Raw genomic sequence first — 19,924 nt, 5'->3', positions numbered from 1 at the left:
TGCTGTTTCTCACGTAGTCTATAATTTCCTTTTTAAGCCCACAGGAGAGCAACAATGACAATCCATAAGAAAGGTCAGGCACACTGGGAAGGCGATATCAAACGCGGGAAGGGAACAGTATCCACCGAGAGCGGCGTGCTGAACCAACAGCCGTATGGGTTTAACACGCGTTTTGAAGGCGAAAAAGGAACCAACCCTGAAGAATTGATTGGCGCTGCACATGCCGCTTGTTTCTCGATGGCGCTTTCATTAATGCTGGGGGAAGCGGGATTCACGCCAACATCGATTGATACCACTGCCGATGTATCGCTGGATAAAGTCGATGCTGGTTTCGCGATTACCAAAATCGCACTGAAGAGTGAAGTTGCCGTACCGGGTATTGATGCCTCAACCTTTGACGGCATTATTCAGAAAGCAAAAGCCGGATGCCCGGTTTCTCAGGTACTGAAAGCGGAAATTACGCTGGATTACCAGTTGAAAGCATAAGTACTCGCCGGATGATGTTGTCATCCGGCAAGCATTTACACCAATATTTTCTGATTATCTCAATGAAATCTCGCATTTAAACGGCATCGTCATTCTTTTCGTTATTCCCGCCTGTTCCCGAACAATCATTATTGCATCAGGTTGTAAACTCCTATTTCGTTCAGAATAACAGTAAAACTCTGTTTATTTATGTTCTCTGTTTGATGGTGAGAAACATTTATGGCATTGTAAGATTCAGTTGATTTAATTAATTTGAATTAGTTAAATTTAATTAATGAGCTAATTAACATTGTTTAATAAGGATGAAACTATGTTGATGAAAAAGGTCTCTTTTGCTATTGCTTTAATTTCTCTAAGTCAGTATGCAAGCGCATCTTCAGAATTTAATTTCTTATCTGACAATGTTTTTGGTGATGCTTCTCTTTCATTTCTGAATGGTGAGTCAGGTGAGTTTGTTTATAGCGATGGCGGTAAACTTAGCCAACTGGACTGGAAAATTCAAAATACCCCCATTATTAAAATGGGGCTAACCTGGGATGCAATCTCATGGCTGACGCTTAATGCTAAAGGCTGGACGACGATTGCGTCTGCCGGTACGCTAATGGATGATTATGACTGGCTGGAGCCGGGGCAGCACCACTGGAGCGATTGGTCACATCACCCGGCAACGCGGTTGAATTTTGCAAATCAGTTTGATCTCAATATGACAGGTTGGTTTTTAACGGATCCGAGTTACCAACTCGGCGCTATGTTAGGCTATCAGGAGACGCGTTTCAGTTGGCTGGCGAAAGGAGGTTACTATAGTTATGATAATGGTGCCGACACTGGAGATATTCCTCATGACCAAAGAGTTATTGGCTACCAACAAAAATTCAGTGCGCCTTATTTAGGTCTTTCTGGTAAATATGTCTATCATGATTTTGATATTATTGCTCAATTTAAATATAGCGCCTGGGGAGAAGGGAAAGGAACAGATCAGCATTATTTGCGCAACATTACATTTAAAGATAAAGTATCCAACCAAAAATATTATTCAGGTCTTATTAATGCGGGGTATAACATTAACTCACAGGCGCGGATTTTCACAGAAATATCATGGAGTAGATTCTCTAATGATATTGGTAACACAGTAATTTCTTATAAAGACAAGGGTGAAAGCGTAAAAGAGAAAGATTCGCCAGGGATGCAAAACTATAATTACATTATTGGCGCGGGCATTCAGTACAAATTTTAATATAGCATCGGGCGAATGGCGGAATATGAATACGTGAAATCTTGCCCGCCTGCGCGGGCAAGATGTACTAAGCGTCGATTTGAAGCGGTAGCGTAGTAGACATCCAGCCAGGGATCTCCTCAGCGGGCAAAGGACGTGAGAAGAAATAGCCCTGAATCACGGGGCAGTGAATCTTGCGTAACATCTCAAACTGTTCTTTCGTTTCCACACCTTCTGCCACTACGGTTAAGTTCAGGCTTTGCCCAATGCTGGTAATGGCTTCTAATAAGGCACGGATGCGTTTTTCGCTCAGGCAACGATCGACAAAACTTTTATCGATTTTAATTTCCGTTACCGGCAGGCTGACTAAGCGTGACAGGCCGGAAAAGCCTGTACCGAAATCGTCGACAGATAAACCTACGCCCATATCCCGCAGGATCTGGATGCGTTTAAAGATCTCCGTATCGTGTTCCATCATCATGCTTTCAGTGATTTCCACCGTCAGCTGGTGGCCGTCAATCTGCCAGGCTTCCATCGCATCGCAAACCTGATTGGGTAGCTGATTACTGCGAAAATGCAGCGCAGATAAGTTTACGGATAACGCCGGGATATGAATATTCTGGCTTCGCCATTCTGCTAACTGGCGACAGGCTTCAGCAATTACCCAACGACCAATATTTTCAATTTCACCAATCTCTTCTGCGAGGGGAATAAACCGGGAAGGGGGAACATGTCCATGCTGCGGGTCATACCAGCGAGCAAGAGCTTCAATACCATACAGTTCGCCCGTTTCGGCGAAGATCTGCGGCTGGTAAACCAGCTTCAACTGGTTGTTGCTGATTGCTTCTTTCAGCGCCGCGCCTAATATCAACCGCTCTTTAACCATCTCGTTCATTGTCGGGCTAAAGAACTGCCAGCCGTTACCGCCGTTTTTGCGAATGAAATCCATCGCATTGTGGGCGGTAGAAAGCAGGTAGTCACGGTTTTTGCCAACGTCGTAACTGATACCAATACTTAAGGTTAAAGGAAAAGGCTGATTGTCAATGATGACCGGTTTGCTAACGACGTTGCGTAGCTCATCAGCGATTTGGGTAATGTTGCTGACTTCATCCTCCAGACTAATGAGGACAAACTGTGCACCTTCAACGCGGCAGAGATACTGGTCGGGTTTGAGTTTTTCGCGAAAGCGATTAACGACTTCTAACAATGCCTGATCGGCCCACGCATAGCCGAGGCTGTCGATCACATCCTGAATATGGTCGACGCCAATAAGATAAACCACCGGAGATACAGCTCTATCGACAAGGTCATCGAGGTAATTGTGCAGATTATTGCGATTTGGCAGACCGGTCATCGGATCAAACTGGATTAGCTGTTCGATGTGCTGGCGGCTTTTCTCCTGTTCCAGCGCCAGTGCGGCCATATGCTGGCTGATGTCTGCCACGCGTTCGACAAATGCACTGGTTTCTGTCCCTGCAGCCGTCTTGATTTGCAGAACTCCCGCTGGTGCGCCATCGCGCTGGCGAATGGTAACAGCCCAGCTTTGTGCATTCTTTACTTCTGTCCCATGAGAGGACGACGCCCAATGCACTGGCATCCCATTACGCAATGCATACAGTGACACATGCGATTCATGAAGAATGGCTTCAATATTACGGCAAATGATTTCACCCATTTCGTGAAACGGTGGGCTGCTGCACATGGCGGCGAGGATGTTGCCTTCCAGCTGGCGGATTTGCCGTTCTTCGGTGATATCTGAGAAGGTCATTACCAGATTTTGTAGATGAGCAAGCACGTCATAGACCGGACTGATAGACGCTTTAATCCAGATATTTTCACCCGTGCGCGTTAATAGCAAAAATTCATCTTGATCGCGGGAGGTTTTCCACAAAAGCTGCTGTAAGCGGATGCGGTTATCTGTCGGGTATTCAGGAATGTTAAGCAGCGCATCGGGCTGCATACCGCTGGCTTCGCTGATGCAATAGCCGAACATTTCTGTAAACGCGCGATTGCACTGAACGATATGACGCTCAGGATCAAGCACAATCACAGGTCGGTCGAGATGATCCACGGCAATGAGCAACTGCCGGGTCTGTTCTTTCTGCGCCATTTCAACGCTGGCATCTCGCACCAGCGCCAGGTAATAAATTTTCCCCTCGGCAGTCACTTTTGACAGGGCAAATCGTGTCCATATTTTACTGCCATCTTTTTTCTCCAGCTGCAATTCCCGGCTCATTCCTTCGACACGCGCTTTACCTCCTTCGCGGTTATGCCGGATGTATTCAGGGTGTGCTGGGCGCAAATTATGGGGAATCAGCATATCGATGTTATTGCCAATGACCTCTTCGCGTTTATATCCCCAAAGCTTCTCTGCAGCGGGGTTGAAAAACATGACTTCATCATTTTCGTTGATTAACACCGCGCCCATCATATTTTGCTCAAGCGCGGGGAAAAAAATGCCGTCAGCGGCATTTTCTGCATCGGTTAGCTTCATGATTACCTCTGCATCCGGGTGAATCTAAAGACTGGCTTTCCAGAGTTCAACACGGTTTCTACCTCGTCTTTTGGCGATATACAGAGCTTCGTCGGCTATTTGAATTAAACGTTCATAATCCGGATGTCCATTAAACATGGCGGCACCAATGGACAGAGAGAGGTAAATATCTTCGCCGTTTGCAGCTTTCAGTTTGGTTTTTTCTACCCGACTGCGAATACGTTCTGCGGTACGTAAAGTGTCAGTTTCTGAGGCTTCCGTCAGTACAATGATAAATTCATCACCACCGTAGCGGAAAACATAATCACTACTACGGACGTTGTCGTAAAACGCCTGCGAGACTTTACGCAGAATTTCGTCGCCGGTGTTATGTCCCCATGTATCATTGATCTCTTTGAATTTATCAACATCGATGATGAGAACAGATAACGGCGTGCCAGCCCGATTGGCATGGGCAATTTCACGTTTGAAGATAGTCGGCAGGAAACGGCGGTTAAGTAGCTTAGTCAACACATCCATTCCCACTTCATGGCGAGAAACTTCTTCAAACAGTTCTCGCAATAAGGTTGTAATTTGCGATACGGTATTTCGTATCTGCAATAAAAACTTCACTCGCAGAGTTTTGTTACTCAGATTCTTGGCATGGAGTATTGTCTGATTAAAAACCCCGTCGAAATCCTGAATAAGGCGGGAGATATGACCGACTTCGGCAATACCGCTAAAATAATGCCGACCTTTATGGTTAAACCATAAGCCAAAATCAGCCTGGCTTAACGGTAAGCTGCTGCCTAAATCAGAATCCAACAGGACTTTATAAATAACATCTAATTCCCATGAAAGTAATGAGGCTATTTGCCGTTCTTTTTCTTCTTCGGCATTTTCAAGTAGTGAGAAGATACGATAATTCTCGTCTTCTTTAGCCGCACTACTGTCGCTAAAGGTAAACGCCCGGGTCATAACTTCCATGGCTATATCAATACTGTTAATCGAAAAATGATAAACCTGAAGTTTATCCGCTGGCGAATAATCAGAGGAAAATATCGCTGGATAGAGGATTTTCTTCAATACACGAAAACCCATCTCAACGATTTCTACGGGAATGCCGATACGGGCATGTACTTCGGCCACGGTATGTTGGATTTGTATAAGCCTATCAACATCGTCCGCTTGAGCAGAGAGCACATCGATAATCCATGTTTCCAGAGCACTTTTAAGTTGCCTTTCAACCTGTTCGTTACTCAAAAACTCTTCGGCATGTGGGTCTGTGCGTACAATACGATAAAACTCATTGCTCAGGTAATGGGCATGTGCAACAGCAATTTCTGCGGCTTTAGCGCGAATGAGAGGGGAAGCCTGGGTAACTAATCCAGTCCACTCATCTTTCATTCTTTTAAAGTACATCTCCATAATTCAGCCCCTTATACGACTGGAAAGGCAGATGGGATCAAAAAACGAAACGCAACATACTGGACAGACTTATCGCACCATATTCTCCTGAAATATGAGGATATAATGAAAAGAAATAAACGGATTAGACAGTTTTAATCTACGCTACTGTTCTTCTGAAGAGTATAGCCCATCGTGATTATTTTTCGGTGGTGACGAATATCGTATTGTTTTTCATGTTGATACTAATTAATCAGAGGATTGTAGCAATTTGCTTATATGGAGATAATTTTATTTAAGAGGTTACGGCATTTTGCAGGGTGTCATGCCGGTGCTTGCATCACCGGCATGACACAGTAAAAGAGGGCGTTTAACTACCCCAACGACTTTGCAGATAACTAACGGCTTGTTGGGTCTGTGGCTTATTAAGGTAATCTTCGCGGAACAGAATCGTGCCGCTAATTTCGGGTACAGCATCGTTAAGATCAAGCTGCTTTTTTAGTTCTGGCACGCCGCCGTTAACCATCCAGTCAGGTTCTATCTTTGAGGGTTCACCCACTTTATAGAAGGCAATACCGATATATAGACGGGTTTTGGTCGGTTTGACGACATCTGCCCACCATTTTGCCAGTACGTCATAGCGTGCTGCGCTACGTGAGAAAGGCCAGTAAATTTGTGGGGCAATATAATCCAGTAAACCATGTTCTACCCAACGGCGGGTATCTGCATAGGATTCGTCATAGGCTGCTGCGCCTCGTGTATCGGAACCGAGCGGATCGTGTGATCGGTTGCGCCAGACGCCCGCCGGGCTAACGCCAAATTCAACCTCAGGCTTAATGCTTTTGATGGTGTGCGATACCTTTGCAATTAATTGCTGAGTATTGTTGCGCCGCCAGTCTGCTTTTGATGCAAAAGCTCTCCCATATTTGCGGTACGTCTCGTTATCGTTCAGCAGCGAACCCGGTGATTCAGTATAGAAATAATCGTCGAACTGCACGCCATCTATCGGATAACGGGAAACCACTTCCGCAACTATTGATGTGATCCAATCCTGAACCTCAGGGATACCAGGGTCGAGAACAAAACGGTCGCCCGACGTTCTGATCCAGTCGCGATGCTGCACGTAGACACTGGCTGGTTGCTGTGACAGGGTGCTATTCAATTCCCTGATAGTTCCGGGTTTTGTATTAACCGACACGCGGTAGGGATTAAACCATGCGTGCACTTTCATCCCACGCTTGTGGGCTTCGTCGAGCATAAATTGCAGCGGATCGTAACCTGGATCTTCACCAATCTTGCCGGTCAGAAGATCGGACCACGGTAAAATTTTCGATGGCCAAAGGGCTGTACCATCGGGCTTTACCTGGAAAAAGACCGTATTTATGCCGAGACGTTGTAGATGATCTAACTTGTCAATCATCGCCTGTTGTTGTGCGCGGGCTCGGCTGGTGGGGTTACTGATATTAACCGAGGAAACGGGGGGCCAGTCGAGGCGAGAGACAGTAGCCAGCCAGATACCTCGCATCGGCTGCGCTGGTTGATGTGTTGTCGCTGGTGGTTTTGAACCTGCTGGTGGTGTAGTTATTGGCGTTGGCGGTGTGGTCTTACAACTACACAGTAAAAGAGCCAGAGCAACGAGTGTGGCTGGCTTTTTGATCGTTAATTTCACGTTTCGGGAGCAGATATCCATATATGCTGGTTTCCGGTAAACAGATGTGTTGCTCATTCTCGTACTTATCTGGGGCAAGTCAATACGATAACAGGTACGAAAAAGGGAGCGATTAACTATCGCTCCCTTGTCCTATCCCCTTCAGAGATGGTTAATGTTTCTTGTCATTCATCACTATATAGTGCGGTGAACGAGCACGTGGATGCAGGAAGAAGTGACCTTTCGGTGCGTTCTGGCTGTTAATTGGCTCCAGTGTCACACCGGTATTCGCTTTGCCTTTACGATCGTGGATGGCATAGAGAATAAAGGGCAGGGCAAGTACCACCAGGAAGCTAACGACCAGTAATTCGACATACATATCGGTAGAGTCACCCTGGATATTATCCGGCGGCAGGAAGGAAACAATAAACGCCATGATTGAGGTCAGCAGGCCGACAATAGCCACAACCAGTTTCACGCCTTTACCACCAGGAATATTAAATGTGCGTTTTAAGTCAGGATGTTTAAGGACTAACACAATGTAGCCAATAAACAGCATGAAATAAGCACACAGATAAATCACCACCGTCAGCGCCAGTGCGATCAGGAAGGACATGTTGTTACCACCACCGGTATTGGTGAGGATAATCAAGGCGATAGAGGTAATCACTAGCTGAGAAATAACCAGAGTGACCGGCACGCCATTTTTGTTCATTTTGGCGAACGCTGGAGGTAGCAGGTTTTTCTGCGCTGTGACATACATCCCGCGAGAAGGACCGACAATCCAGGAGGCGATTTCTGCCAGAACACCCAGCAGCAGCAGTGCGGAGATCACGCGAACCGTCCACTCAATTTCCGGTGCCACATGGGACATCAGAACGGTAAAGGTTTGCATTACCCCAGCGGACAGATTGATTTCATTACCCGGAATGACCATCGCAATGGACAAACCACCAACCGAGCTTAAACAGATTGCCGCCACCATCAGCAATAACATTGCCAGCGGATAATCTCGCCCCGGATTGCTCATTTCATTGACGTGGGTTGCGGAGGCTTCTACACCCATATAACTCAATATGAAGGCGACAAACACAACCAGGGTGCCAACTTTAGAGAAATCCGGGAAGAGGGTTTTTGCATCCATTTCGATAGCAACTGGCGCACCGGAGTGCAGGTAAATCGCCGCTAATGCAATCAAAATAAATGCGGGTAACAGGATACCGGCAAAGAAGCCGACTTTAGCAATTCGCGCTGTATATTTAGTACCGCCAAACTGAGTTAATGCCAGAACCCAAAGAATGATGAGTGCCGCAATGGTTTTTGTTACCGGGTCTTCATTCAGTGCTGGCCATTTAAGAATGTAGGAGAGTGCCCCTAACACGAAATAGAGCATCGGAATAAAGCCGATAGCGATTTGCAGATAGCCAAATGAGATCGCTGCAAATCCCCATTTTAACCCCAGGGTATTCGATACCCAGGCGAAAACGCCGCCTTCCTCCCAACCGTCCACGGTAGCCATTTCCGCAGCACAGAGTCCAACGGGGATAAACCATAAAATCCCGCCTAATAGCAGGAAGAAAACTAATGAAAAACCGGATGTTGCAAAGGTAGGGTATTCATAAACAGCCATTACCATCGATGCCGTAATAGCGAAGAACCCAAGTAATGTTAGCTGCTTAGCTTTACCTGTCTGTACTGATGTAGCCATATTTTCCCCCTAAAACGGTATTCCTGTCGGAACCGCGCCTGTCTTGTTCTGAAGCGTATTCAGAGCAATATTTTCCATTGCTAATGCCAGTGAACAGACTTTGGAATTTGTCCCGAAACGAGAGCGTTCCGGGACACCGTTACCACTTAAACGTTATCAGGTATGTTTAAAGCTGTTCTGCTGAGCAATACCCTGCAGTTTCGGGTGATCGCTGAGATATTTCAGGGAGGCTTTGTAGTCTTCCAGCAACAGTTCAGCGAAGTCCATTTCGAAACCACGACGGCACATAATACGCATCACCACAATGTCGGTGGCTTCACCGCCGAGGGTAAAGGCCGGAACCTGCCAGCCGCGCAGACGCAGACGTTCAGAGAGGTCATACAGGGTGTATCCCGGATTTTCCCCGTCTTTCAGTTTGAAGCAGACCGCTGGGATACCTTCGTCCGGGCGACCTGTACAGATGAACTCATACGGCCCCAGTTTAGCGATTTCATCCGCCAGGTAAGTGGCGACCTGGTAAGAGGCGTTTTGTACTTTGGTGTAGCCTTCGCGACCAAGGCGCAGGAATTCATAGTATTGCGCAATTACCTGACCGGCAGGGCGAGAGAAGTTGATAGCGAAAGTCCCAATCTGACCGCCGAGATAGTCAACGTTGAACACCAGTTCTTTCGGCAGTGCTTCTTCATCACGCCAGATAACCCAGCCGCAGCCCAGCGGAGCCAGACCAAATTTATGACCTGAAGCACTGATCGATTTCACGCGCGGCAGGCGGAAGTCCCAGACAATATCCGGAGCCACGAACGGTGCCAGGAAGCCACCGCTGGCGGCGTCGATGTGCATGTCGATGTCGATACCGGTGTCGGCCTGGAATTTATCCAGCGCATCGTGCAGCGGTTGCGGGAACTCATAGTTACCGGTGTAGGTCACACCAAAAGTCGGCACCACGCCGATGGTGTTTTCGTCGCAGGCTTCAATCATGCGTTTCGGATCCATGAACAACTGACCGGGGCGCATAGGGATCTCGCGCAGTTCCACATCCCAGTAGCGGGCAAATTTATGCCAGCAGATTTGCACCGGCCCGCACACCAGGTTGGGTTTATCGGTCGGTTTACCTGCGGCTTCCATTCGTTTGCGCCAACGCCATTTCATTGCCATCCCGCCGAGCATACAGGCCTCGGAAGAACCAATGGTGTTGGTGCCAACGGCCTGACCGTTTTTCGGCGCAGGCGCGTGCCACAGGTCGGCAACCATGTTTACACAACGCAGGTCAATAGCTGCGGACTGCGGATATTCTTCTTTATCGATCCAGTTTTTGTTGATCGACAGATCCATCAGCTTATGAACATTTTCGTCGTCCCAGGTCTGGCAAAATGTGGCAAGGTTTTGTCGGGCATTGCCATCCAGGTATAATTCATCATTGATAATCTGGAATGCGATGTCATCGCGCATTTCGTGCAGCGGAAAACGTTTAGATTCCGCGATAGTGGAAATAGATTTCGCACCAAAACGTGAATCGAGTAGTTCTGACCTTAAATCCGTTACTTGCTTCTTATCCATTTCAAACTCCTTAAAATGATTGGATCGCATTAAAAAAAGTAGGATTTATCGATAAAGTAAGCAAGCGTAATGGCTTGGGTTTTAAATAACAAAATCCTAACCGATTTTTGATTTTCGGAATAAGTGCAGTGTATTTTTCATAATTAATTACAATGAGATACAACAGTTTCCGATAAGGGGTTTTGAGTGATATGTTGTTATTTTTCTGTGATTTTACTACGCGCCATGATTATCACATAAAAATCAGCTCGTAAAATATCATTATTCGCTCGTCATTAATTTATGAAAGCGATGGATAAGATTGTCAAATAACAAAGGTTATTACTGAAATCTCTGCCAACCATGCTGGCGGGTGAGGTTTTTATTCCTTCAGCAATAGTCCAGTATAGATGTATGCAGATAATGACTATGCGAAAAATTAAGTAATGTCTATCGCGAGTGATTAAGATATTTCCTAATCGAAGAACACATGACTATAAATGAGGATTGGCATACCACCGAAGGCTTATTGACTTATTTTGACTGAAATGCCTTTCCGCTATAAAAGGCCAGTAACGATACCTAAACAATCCAATTCTAAATAACCAGGTAACCATAATTTAGTCAGCATCCAATAGAACTTGCCCCTTTATATTAGCTCTTGCACAAAAAGCTAAATTCATATTTACAAACAAAAATATAATCCCGGCCCTGTCACCAGACGAGTTATTGCAACCACTGAATATTCAGGGTGGCGATGCGCTTTCTTTCATAAAGGTATTTCCTTTTCTGCGGAAAAGGAAACCGGGAAATACCCGGTTTTTCTGACAAGCAAACATTTTATTTGCGTTTGCTTATGTTCGTTAATTCGTTCATCAGGAAATTATCTCAATGTCACGTTTTAAAAAAGCTAATAAACAACCACGCTTTCGTTATTCAGCCCTGGCTCACTGCGTGGCGTGGGCAAACATCTCTATTCAGGTTCTTTTTCCACTGGCTGTCACCTTTACGCCGACAATGACGGCGCGAGCGGCTCTGCCTCGTCTAAGTACGGAAAATACTGCGGTTGCGACTGACAATAATGCAGAAAAAAATATCGCGTCGTTTGCCGCGAATGCCGGTAAATTTTTAAGCAGTCAGCCGGATAGCGATGCGACACGCAATTTTGTTACCGGAATGGCCACAGCTAAGGCTACCCAGGAAATCCAGGAGTGGCTTGGAAAATATGGTACGGCGCGTGTCAAATTGAATGTCGATAAAGATTTCTCGCTGAAGGACTCTTCGCTGGAAATGCTTTATCCGATTTATGATACGCCTTCAGACATGCTGTTCACTCAGGGGGCAATACATCGTACCGACGATCGTACTCAGTCAAATATTGGTTTCGGCTGGCGTCATTTTTCAGGCAATGACTGGATGGCGGGGCTGAACACATTTATCGATCATGATTTATCCCGTAGTCATACCCGTATTGGCGTTGGTGCGGAATACTGGCGCGATTATCTGAAACTGAGTGCCAATGGTTATATTCGGGCTTCTGGCTGGAAAAAATCGCCGGATATTGAGGATTATCAAGAGCGTCCGGCTAATGGTTGGGATATCCGCGCAGAGGGATATTTACCGGCATGGCCGCAGTTTGGCGCAAGCCTGATGTATGAACAATATTATGGCGATGAGGTAGGGCTGTTTGGTAAAGATAAGCGCCAGAAAGACCCACATGCCATTTCTGCTGAGGTGAACTATACGCCAGTGCCTCTTCTGACACTGAGTGCAGAGCACAAGCAGGGCAAGAGCGGTCAGAATGACACTCGCTTTGGCCTGGAAGTTAACTACCGGTTTGGCGAGCCTCTGGAGAAACAACTCGATACGGATAGCATTCGCGAGCGTCGGGTACTCGCAGGCAGCCGTTATGATCTGGTTGAACGTAATAACAATATTGTTCTTGAGTATCGCAAAGCTGAGGTGATCCGTATTGCTCTCCCTGATCGTATTGAAGGTAAGGGCGGACAGACGGTTTCGCTTGGTCTTGTAGTCAGCAAAGCAACTCACGGTCTGAAAAATGTGCAATGGGAAGCGCCGTCCTTGCTGGCTGCAGGCGGTAAAATTACCGGTCAGGGTAACCAGTGGCAAGTGACGCTCCCGGCTTATCAGGCAGGCAAAGACAATTATTACGCAATTTCTGCGGTCGCATACGATAACAAAGGCAATGCCTCAAAACGCGTACAGACTGAGGTGGTTATCACCGGGGCAGGTATGAGCGCCGATCGCACTACGTTAACGCTTGACGGTCAGAGCCGTATCCAAATGCTTGCTAACGGGAGTGCGCAAAAGCCGCTGGTTCTGTCTCTGCGAGACGCCGAAGGGCAGCCAATCACGGGTATGAAAGATCAGATCAAAACTGAACTGACGTTTAAACCTGCCGGAAACATCGTAACGCGGGGCATTAAGTCTGCTAAATCACAGGCGCAACCAACTCTGGGGGAGATCACCGAAACAGAAGCCGGGGTGTACCAGTCGGTCTTCACCACCGGTACGCAATCAGGTGAAGCAACCATTACGGTGAGCGTTGATGGCATGAGCAAAACCGTCACTGCTGAACTGCGTGCCACTATGATGGATGTGACAAAATCGACTCTGAGCGTGAATGAGCCGTCAGGTGACGTGGTTGCCAATGGTCAGCAATCCTACACGCTGACGCTTACTGCCGTGGATACCGATGGCAACCCTGTAACGGGAGAAGCCAGCCGCCTGCGATTTGTTCCACAGGACAGCAATGGCGTTACCATTGGCAGCATTTCGGAGATAAACCCAGGGGTTTACAGCGCCACGGTTTCTTCAACCCGCGCCGGAAACATTGTTGTGCGTGCTTTTAGCGAGCAGTATCAGTTGGGAACGTTACAACAAACGCTGAAGTTTGTCGCCGGACCGCTTGATACAGCGCATTCAACCATCACCCTGAACCCGGATAAACCGGTAGTTGGTGGCACGCTTACAGCTATCTGGGCAGCAAAAGATGCCTATGACAACCCGGTGACCGGTCTCACTCCAGATACACCGTCATTAACGGGGACTGCCGCTGCGGGTTCTTCCGTTTCAGGCTGGACGGATAATGGCGACGGGACGTGGACTGCGCAGATTTCTCTGGGTACTACGGCGGGTGAATTAATTGTTATGCCGAAGATCAACGGTCAGGATGCTGCAGCTAATGCGGCGAAAGTGACTGTGGTAGCTGATGCTTTATCTTCAGGCCAGTCGAAAGTATCCGTTGCAGCGGATCGCGTAAAAGCAGGGGAAAGCACGACTGTGACGCTTGTGGCAAAAGATGCGCATGGTAACGCAATCAGCGGTCTTTCCCTGTCGACAAGTCTGACGGGAGCTGCGTCTGAAGGGGCGAGCGTTTCCAGTTGGACTGAGAAAGGTGACGGTTCCTATGTTGCTACGCTGACCACCGGCGGAAAGACGGGTGATCTTCACATCATGCCGCTATTCAATGGCCAGCCAGCAGCCACCGACGCCGCGCAGTTGACTGTTGTCGCGGGGGATCAGGCAGTTTCTACTTCAACGCTGACAGTAAAAGATGCCAATCTTGCTATTGAAAGCACGACGGAACTGACTTTCTCCGCCAGAGACCAGTTTGGAAACGCGCTTACCGATATTGACACCGCTAAACTTGGCGCATCGCTTTCCGGTGACGCTGCGTCTGGTAGTTCAGTTACAGGCTGGAGCCATAAAGGCAACGGCGAATACACGGCTGTTCTGCGTTCGGGAACGCGGGCAGGCGCGCTGAACATTATGCCGCAGATCGATGGCAAAAACGCTACAGCACAGGCAACTCCGGTTAACGTTAAAGCGGGGACTATTGCGGTTGACCACTCGGAAATGACCGTATCAAAAACGTCGATTACCGCAGGCGAAAGCATCACGCTGACGCTGACTGTGAAGGATAAATTCGGCAACGCAATCACCGGTATTACACCGGAAACACCGCAATTTGGTGGTGATGCATACAACGTCAACCAGCAGCGCCCATCCGTCAGTCAGTGGACGGAGAAGGGCAATGGAACCTATACGGCGATGCTGACTGCTGGCGCAACGGGAGTTGGTGAGCTGACCATCATGCCGCGCGTTGATGGCGCTGATGCTCTGAAGCAGGCGGTTTCTGTCACCATCGCCGCCGGGGAGATGTCGTTAGTGAACTCCACGCTTGTTGCAGATAATGAAGCCCCGATGATCAAAACGACGACACAATTGACCTTCACGGCGAAGGATGCGAACGGTAACCCTGTAAGTGGTCTGAAACCTGATGCTCCAGAATTTAGTGGCGTAGCCAGCACAGGGACGGAACAACCTTCGGCAGGAACCTGGACGGAACAAAGCAATGGCACCTATGTTACGACGTTAACCACAGGCTCTGCAGCCGGTCAACTGGTTATCTGGCCTCGAGTGAATGGCAAAGATGCTGCTTCGAAACCACTACTGCTGAACGTTGTGGGTAACGCTTCTGAGGCTAACATTCACGATATTTCAGTGAATGTTGATAACCAACTGGCTGATGGACAGTCCGCCAACAAGGTTACCCTGACCGTAACAGATTCCTATGGTAACCCGTTGCAGGATCAAACGGTAACACTGACTCTGCCTGAGGGAGTGAGCAGCAAGACAGGGAATACGGTAACAACGAATGCGGCAGGTAAAGCCGATATTGAGCTGATGTCCACAGTTGCCGGGGAACACACAATCACAGTCTCGGTGAATAAAAATCAGAAGACTGCCACGGTGAAGTTCAAAGCGGATGCCAAAACCGGTCAGGCAAGCCTTCAGGTTGATACCGTCGATCAAAAAGCAGCAAACGGCAAAGATGCCTTTACGCTGACGGCAACTGTTGAGGATAAAAACGGCAACCCTGTTCCCGGAACTATGGTCGCCTTTAATCTGCCTCGGGGCGTCACACCGCTTAATGACGAGAGTACCTGGGTGAAGACCAGCGATGAAGGTAAAGCCGAGCTGCGAGTCGTTTCTGTGATTGCGGGAACGTATGCAATCACCGCAACGGCAGGAAATGACCAGATGTCGGATGCGCAGAGCATCACGTTTGTGGCTGACAAGGCTACGGCAACCATCTCGAGTATTGAGGTGATTGGCAACCGCGCACTGGCAGATGGTAAAGCCAAACAGACTTATAAAGTTACGGTTACTGATGCCAATAACAACCTTGTGCAAGGTAGTGAAGTGACGCTGACCGCCAGCCCGACAACATTAGATCTGGAGCCGAACGGGACTGCAACAACTAATGAGCAAGGGCAGGCTATATTCACCGCTTCTACCACTAAAGCGGCGATATATACGCTAACAGCGAAAGTGAATCGGACCGACGGTCAGGTATCGACGAAAACTGCCGAATCCAGATTCGTTGCGGATGATAAAAATGCAGTACTTGCTGCATCATCTGATGTAAAAGAACTGGTAGCAGACGGAGTGGCGACCGCAACGCTGGATGTTACTCTGATGTCGGCTGGCAACCCTGTTGGGGGAAATATGTGGGTCGACATTAAGGCTCCGGAAGGCGTGACGGAGAATGATTACCAGTTCTTGCCGTCGAAAGCTGACCATTTCGTGAACGGGAAAATCACGCGTAAATTCAGTACCACTAAGCCAGGGGAATATACATTTACATTCAACACTCTGACGTATGGCGGGTACGAAATACAGCCTGTGACGGTGACAATTAACGCTGTGAAAGCTGCTACTGAAGAGGGTGAGGAGGTCGTAAAATAATTGTCCCCGGAATGAAAAACTCGCTGTAATAAAGAATAATGGCGTTGACATTCTCAACGCCATTATTCCACTAAATACCTACCCTGATACTGATTAGACGGTAGCAGGGTAGGGTAATCCTTAATGTGAGAATGTGACACAGAGACAAACTAAGCTGGGCGAACGGGGATGAAAATTTCGCAAACAACATAATTGCTATCCTTTTCTACGAAAGTTTTATCGTAGTAAAATCGCTCAATATCACTGCCGTTGACTCTGACTAACCCCCTGGCAGGCAGTTCTATCAGATAGAGATTCCGCACCCAGTTCGCGTAGTGCTCCCAATCTCCTTCATAGCGGAAAGATGCATAAAGCCCTCCAGCCGTTATCCATTCCTTTGGCATGTCTGTATCCGCATGGTTGCATACAGTACCGGCGAAAGTTTCAACTGTGAGCAAATCTACCGATTTTGTTGATGGTGTATACGCTGAGACGTAATAGATATCCATCTTCAAATTTTGCAGACACCGGGATAAATGATTACGGCGCAGTTTTGCTTCTTCATCTGGTGGCGTATTAGATAGCTCAATATCATATTTAAATGCATTGCCAAAAATACGTGTTTCAGGAAGATGGATTAATGTGCAATCTGTCTTTTGATGTTGACGCGTTAATAACGGGGGTAAAATATTTGTTAGATCCCAAAAATCACGGTGCCGATATTCTCTGGGAGAACATCCAAACAATTTTTTAAATTCACGACTGAATGACTGCTGTGAATCAAAATGCAAAGAGAGCGCAATATCAAGCATTGATTTGGCAGTAAGTCTGACAAGAATGGCTGCCCGACAAAGTCTTCGTTTGCGGATGTATGCGCCCAGGGGCATGTGCATGAAGTTTCTGAACAGGAGTTGAATATTGCGTCTGCTGTAGCCAGATTTCTGTGCGATATCTTCGATTGAGATAGGGTGATCGAGATTACACTCAATCCACTCCAGGAGCTGCTGTAAAATCTTCTGCCTGATCATAACATTCTCCATTTATCTTTAGTCACTTTGCACATTTTCCTGGCGACAATGGCTTTGAGTATATCAAAAACAGAAATGCCCGAGGCAAAACGATTGATAGTGCCTGTCGGGGAATGGGGAGGGAGCATGTACATTAGAGCTATGAGGTCAAATCGTAGCCTGTGTTTGTCTCCTGGCAGGCCTCAGTCAAGCGAACCGAGCTTGTGCATCGCTGGCAATCAGCTGCCCGTTTCAAGAAAAAGTTTTGGAAAATGCCACTATGTAGTTCTGGTCAACAATTAGTTGAGCAGAATCACGTTTGAATTCAGAGCTAAATTTTTGCTTTTCATTAGTGCACCTGTGTTGTCTGAGGTGAGACCATCACCTCTGTTCAGATAGCCAATTTTAATAAATCATCACATATTAATACTATGCGATAAATAAATAACAGATAAATACAATTCTCAATTCGAGTTTGATACTCTCGTGTAAATTATAATTTACTTTGTTTCATATCTGTTATGGCCGTATGCAGATCACGGTATGGACGGTAGTATGCTTATTTTCTATATCAAAGCGAACAGGCCAAGAACAAAAAGGCAAGGTTAATTGTTAACAGCTAATACAATAAAGCAGATAATGTCAAATGGTGATATTGTAGATATAAATCTTTAAACGTTAGTAATCCCTTACCTCATTAAAATAGTTATTAAAGTGCAAAGATGATGATTAGACATTCTTTTATCGTGTTTCTTGCGATTTTTCCAAAAATTTTGATGGCGCATCCATTTAAACATGAAGGTTTGGTGATGAGTGTATTTGATAGCCAATTCTCTAATGGTTCTGCTATCATCTTTTCTCCCCCTCATAATGGAGATAATCAGAATTTTATATACTCAAATGGAAATATAAAAGTTGCCACTCAGACAAATTATTGTCTCAGTATCAATAGAGATAATGACGATAGCAAAGCTATACTCTGGGAATGTAATGGTGAGGATAACCAAAAGTTTACAATAAGTCAAAACACCATCAGACCTTATGATAAGCCAGATGAATGCCTGACGGTGAGACAAGATAACACTGTAACGTCTGAAGTTTGTGAGTCTTCATCTAATCAAACGTTTTATATTCCGAAGGTTTGCCTCTATAAAGATGTAAATTACAGAAATATTAGCGAGTGTTCAGATAATGACATATCCAATGTCAAAGAAAATGACACTTTATCTTCTATAAGCGTAGTCAATTCCACAGGGACTCTTTTCGAACATTTTAACTTTGAGGGGAATAAAATAAGTTTTCATGGCAACATTGGGTCATTATCAAGTTTAAATGACAAGGTGTCTAGTTTAAAAATATCCCCTTTACGTTCATTTTTAATAACATCTGATCCACAATTAGTATGTCAGGGCAATTGCAATAATATTTCTGCTGAGACCTCTAAAGGTAATATCAAAAAACAATATGAGATGTTTAATAGACATCATTCTGATGTCGACGCGGTGTTGATTAATGGTGATCTTACTGAATATGGTCATGGAAGTGAATGGAACGACTTTGAGAATATTATCAAAACATTGGGAATTCCTTATTATTTCGGATTAGGCAACCACGACATGTATAATAACTATAATGATTGTCATGAAAACAATTGTTTTATACGGAGTATAACAAAACTATTTCACCATATTAATGGTAAAGAAAATATAGCGAGCTTTGACGCACACTACTATTACGGGTATTTATTTCCTGATATTGTTGAGTCAATTAAAGGTTCTTTGTCATATTCTATTGATTTTGGGGATGTTCTTGTTATTCAGCTCAATGATTTTGAATCGCGAAAAAATCCATTATCTTTAAACCAATACTCATCTGGTGGTTGGGGTAATGGGGCAATGCGTTATATAATTGAGAGATATCAGGATCCGGGGTACTCATGGCTTGAAAGTCAATTATATTCAGCTTACAAGAAAAAACAGATTGTGATCTTTAACCAGCATCGTGATGATGCAGATGCCGGCAATCTACAAAACCTCCTTGATAAATATAAGGTAAAACTACGATTTTCTGGTCATTATCACAATTCAGTTGGCGAGACTCGCAACGGTTTTATCCTTTCTGGTTCAAGCGCATTAGGTACCTACCTCAAAGCGGAAATCGACACAGTTAAACAAACTGCAAAAATATATAAGGGAGTAGATAATACAAATGAACCTGAACTAATAAGCACTGTTAATCTTGAGGATTCTCAAAGTATTACACCGCCGCAGGCACCTGCGCCATCCCCAATTTATGTACGTGTAAAGACATCCGGCGGATATGAGGCTTTTGTTTCTTTAATTTACAATACACAGGATGGTAAACAGGAGACGATCAATTCCGATAAACTACTTGCAGGTAATTCCTGGGAGTACTTTGTGCCTGCAGGCTCTACAATCGAATCTCTGGAAGTTAAAAATAATACAGGATTAGTCTGGGAGCCGCAGCGAAGAATATTCAAAGTAAACAATATAAGGAAAGATACTTGTTTTGCCACATGGGGGACTACATTGAATGCGGCATGGCAACAAGTTAGCTGTCGTTGAATAACTTCATCATTCAATGTTTTCTCTTGTCATCACAATTTATAATTATGGTTGTGGGGTCTATAAATATAGACCCCAGTCTTTAATGGCTTATAATTTAACATAAG

General features: G+C 45.9%; 10 protein-coding genes. 4 read left to right on the top strand and 6 right to left on the bottom strand.

Annotation, left to right across the window (positions count from 1 at the left end):
* Positions 1–54: 54 nt before the first annotated feature.
* Positions 55–486, top strand: a complete 432-nt coding sequence (gene osmC / locus RGV86_RS02305) for a peroxiredoxin OsmC (protein ID WP_000152304.1) — start codon at positions 55–57, stop codon at positions 484–486.
* Between the two features lie 310 nt (positions 487–796).
* Complete coding sequence (locus RGV86_RS02300) at positions 797–1,720, top strand: omptin family outer membrane protease (protein ID WP_000928773.1); 924 nt, start codon at positions 797–799, stop codon at positions 1,718–1,720.
* Positions 1,721–1,787: 67 nt separating this feature from the next.
* Here the strand turns inward: RGV86_RS02300 and dosP are convergent, their stop codons facing one another.
* The 5 genes from dosP to gad all read right to left on the bottom strand — a co-directional run bounded on the left by dosP (position 1,788) and on the right by gad (position 10,492).
* The gene (dosP, locus tag RGV86_RS02295; protein ID WP_000778561.1) at positions 1,788–4,193 is read right to left on the bottom strand and encodes an oxygen-sensing cyclic-di-GMP phosphodiesterase DosP; all 2,406 of its coding nucleotides are present in this window, start codon (positions 4,191–4,193) and stop codon (positions 1,788–1,790) included.
* A gap of 24 nt (positions 4,194–4,217) precedes the next feature.
* Complete coding sequence (locus RGV86_RS02290) at positions 4,218–5,600, bottom strand: diguanylate cyclase (RefSeq protein WP_000426304.1); 1,383 nt, start codon at positions 5,598–5,600, stop codon at positions 4,218–4,220.
* Positions 5,601–5,949: 349 nt separating this feature from the next.
* A complete protein-coding gene (locus RGV86_RS02285) occupies positions 5,950–7,269 on the bottom strand; it encodes a family 10 glycosylhydrolase (protein WP_000350415.1) in 1,320 nt (439 codons plus the stop codon).
* A gap of 130 nt (positions 7,270–7,399) precedes the next feature.
* A complete protein-coding gene (gadC, locus tag RGV86_RS02280) occupies positions 7,400–8,935 on the bottom strand; it encodes an acid resistance gamma-aminobutyrate antiporter GadC (protein ID WP_085460728.1) in 1,536 nt (511 codons plus the stop codon).
* 156 nt (positions 8,936–9,091) lie between these two features.
* The gene (gene gad / locus RGV86_RS02275; protein WP_032225179.1) at positions 9,092–10,492 is read right to left on the bottom strand and encodes a glutamate decarboxylase; all 1,401 of its coding nucleotides are present in this window, start codon (positions 10,490–10,492) and stop codon (positions 9,092–9,094) included.
* Between the two features lie 870 nt (positions 10,493–11,362).
* Here gad and RGV86_RS02270 point away from each other — a divergent pair.
* Entirely contained in the window at positions 11,363–16,246 is a 4,884-nt protein-coding gene (locus RGV86_RS02270; protein WP_137598466.1) for an invasin domain 3-containing protein, read from the top strand.
* 149 nt (positions 16,247–16,395) lie between these two features.
* Here the strand turns inward: RGV86_RS02270 and RGV86_RS02265 are convergent, their stop codons facing one another.
* Positions 16,396–17,253: a helix-turn-helix domain-containing protein gene (locus RGV86_RS02265; RefSeq protein ID WP_024165164.1), complete on the bottom strand. Its 858-nt coding sequence runs from the start codon at positions 17,251–17,253 to the stop codon at positions 16,396–16,398.
* Between the two features lie 701 nt (positions 17,254–17,954).
* Here RGV86_RS02265 and RGV86_RS02260 point away from each other — a divergent pair.
* A complete protein-coding gene (locus RGV86_RS02260; RefSeq protein WP_286136253.1) occupies positions 17,955–19,817 on the top strand; it encodes a metallophosphoesterase in 1,863 nt (620 codons plus the stop codon).
* The last annotated feature ends 107 nt before the right edge of the window (positions 19,818–19,924 follow it).

The organism is Escherichia ruysiae, assembly GCF_031323975.1.
Taxonomy (GTDB): Bacteria; Pseudomonadota; Gammaproteobacteria; order Enterobacterales; family Enterobacteriaceae; genus Escherichia; species Escherichia ruysiae.
This window is presented reverse-complemented; position numbering and strand designations above follow the sequence as displayed.

Bases quoted from the DNA above. Each gene is read 5' to 3' on its own strand.
- RGV86_RS02270 (WP_137598466.1), top strand. From the start codon at position 11,363: ATGTCACGTTTTAAAAAAGCTAATAAACAACCACGCTTTCGTTATTCA.
- RGV86_RS02290 (WP_000426304.1), bottom strand. From the start codon at position 5,600: ATGGAGATGTACTTTAAAAGAATGAAAGATGAGTGGACTGGATTAGTT.
- dosP (WP_000778561.1), bottom strand. From the start codon at position 4,193: ATGAAGCTAACCGATGCAGAAAATGCCGCTGACGGCATTTTTTTCCCC.
- gadC (WP_085460728.1), bottom strand. From the start codon at position 8,935: ATGGCTACATCAGTACAGACAGGTAAAGCTAAGCAGCTAACATTACTT.
- RGV86_RS02265 (WP_024165164.1), bottom strand. From the start codon at position 17,253: ATGATCAGGCAGAAGATTTTACAGCAGCTCCTGGAGTGGATTGAGTGT.
- RGV86_RS02260 (WP_286136253.1), top strand. From the start codon at position 17,955: ATGATGATTAGACATTCTTTTATCGTGTTTCTTGCGATTTTTCCAAAA.
- RGV86_RS02300 (WP_000928773.1), top strand. From the start codon at position 797: ATGTTGATGAAAAAGGTCTCTTTTGCTATTGCTTTAATTTCTCTAAGT.
- gad (WP_032225179.1), bottom strand. From the start codon at position 10,492: ATGGATAAGAAGCAAGTAACGGATTTAAGGTCAGAACTACTCGATTCA.
- osmC (WP_000152304.1), top strand. From the start codon at position 55: ATGACAATCCATAAGAAAGGTCAGGCACACTGGGAAGGCGATATCAAA.
- RGV86_RS02285 (WP_000350415.1), bottom strand. From the start codon at position 7,269: ATGGATATCTGCTCCCGAAACGTGAAATTAACGATCAAAAAGCCAGCC.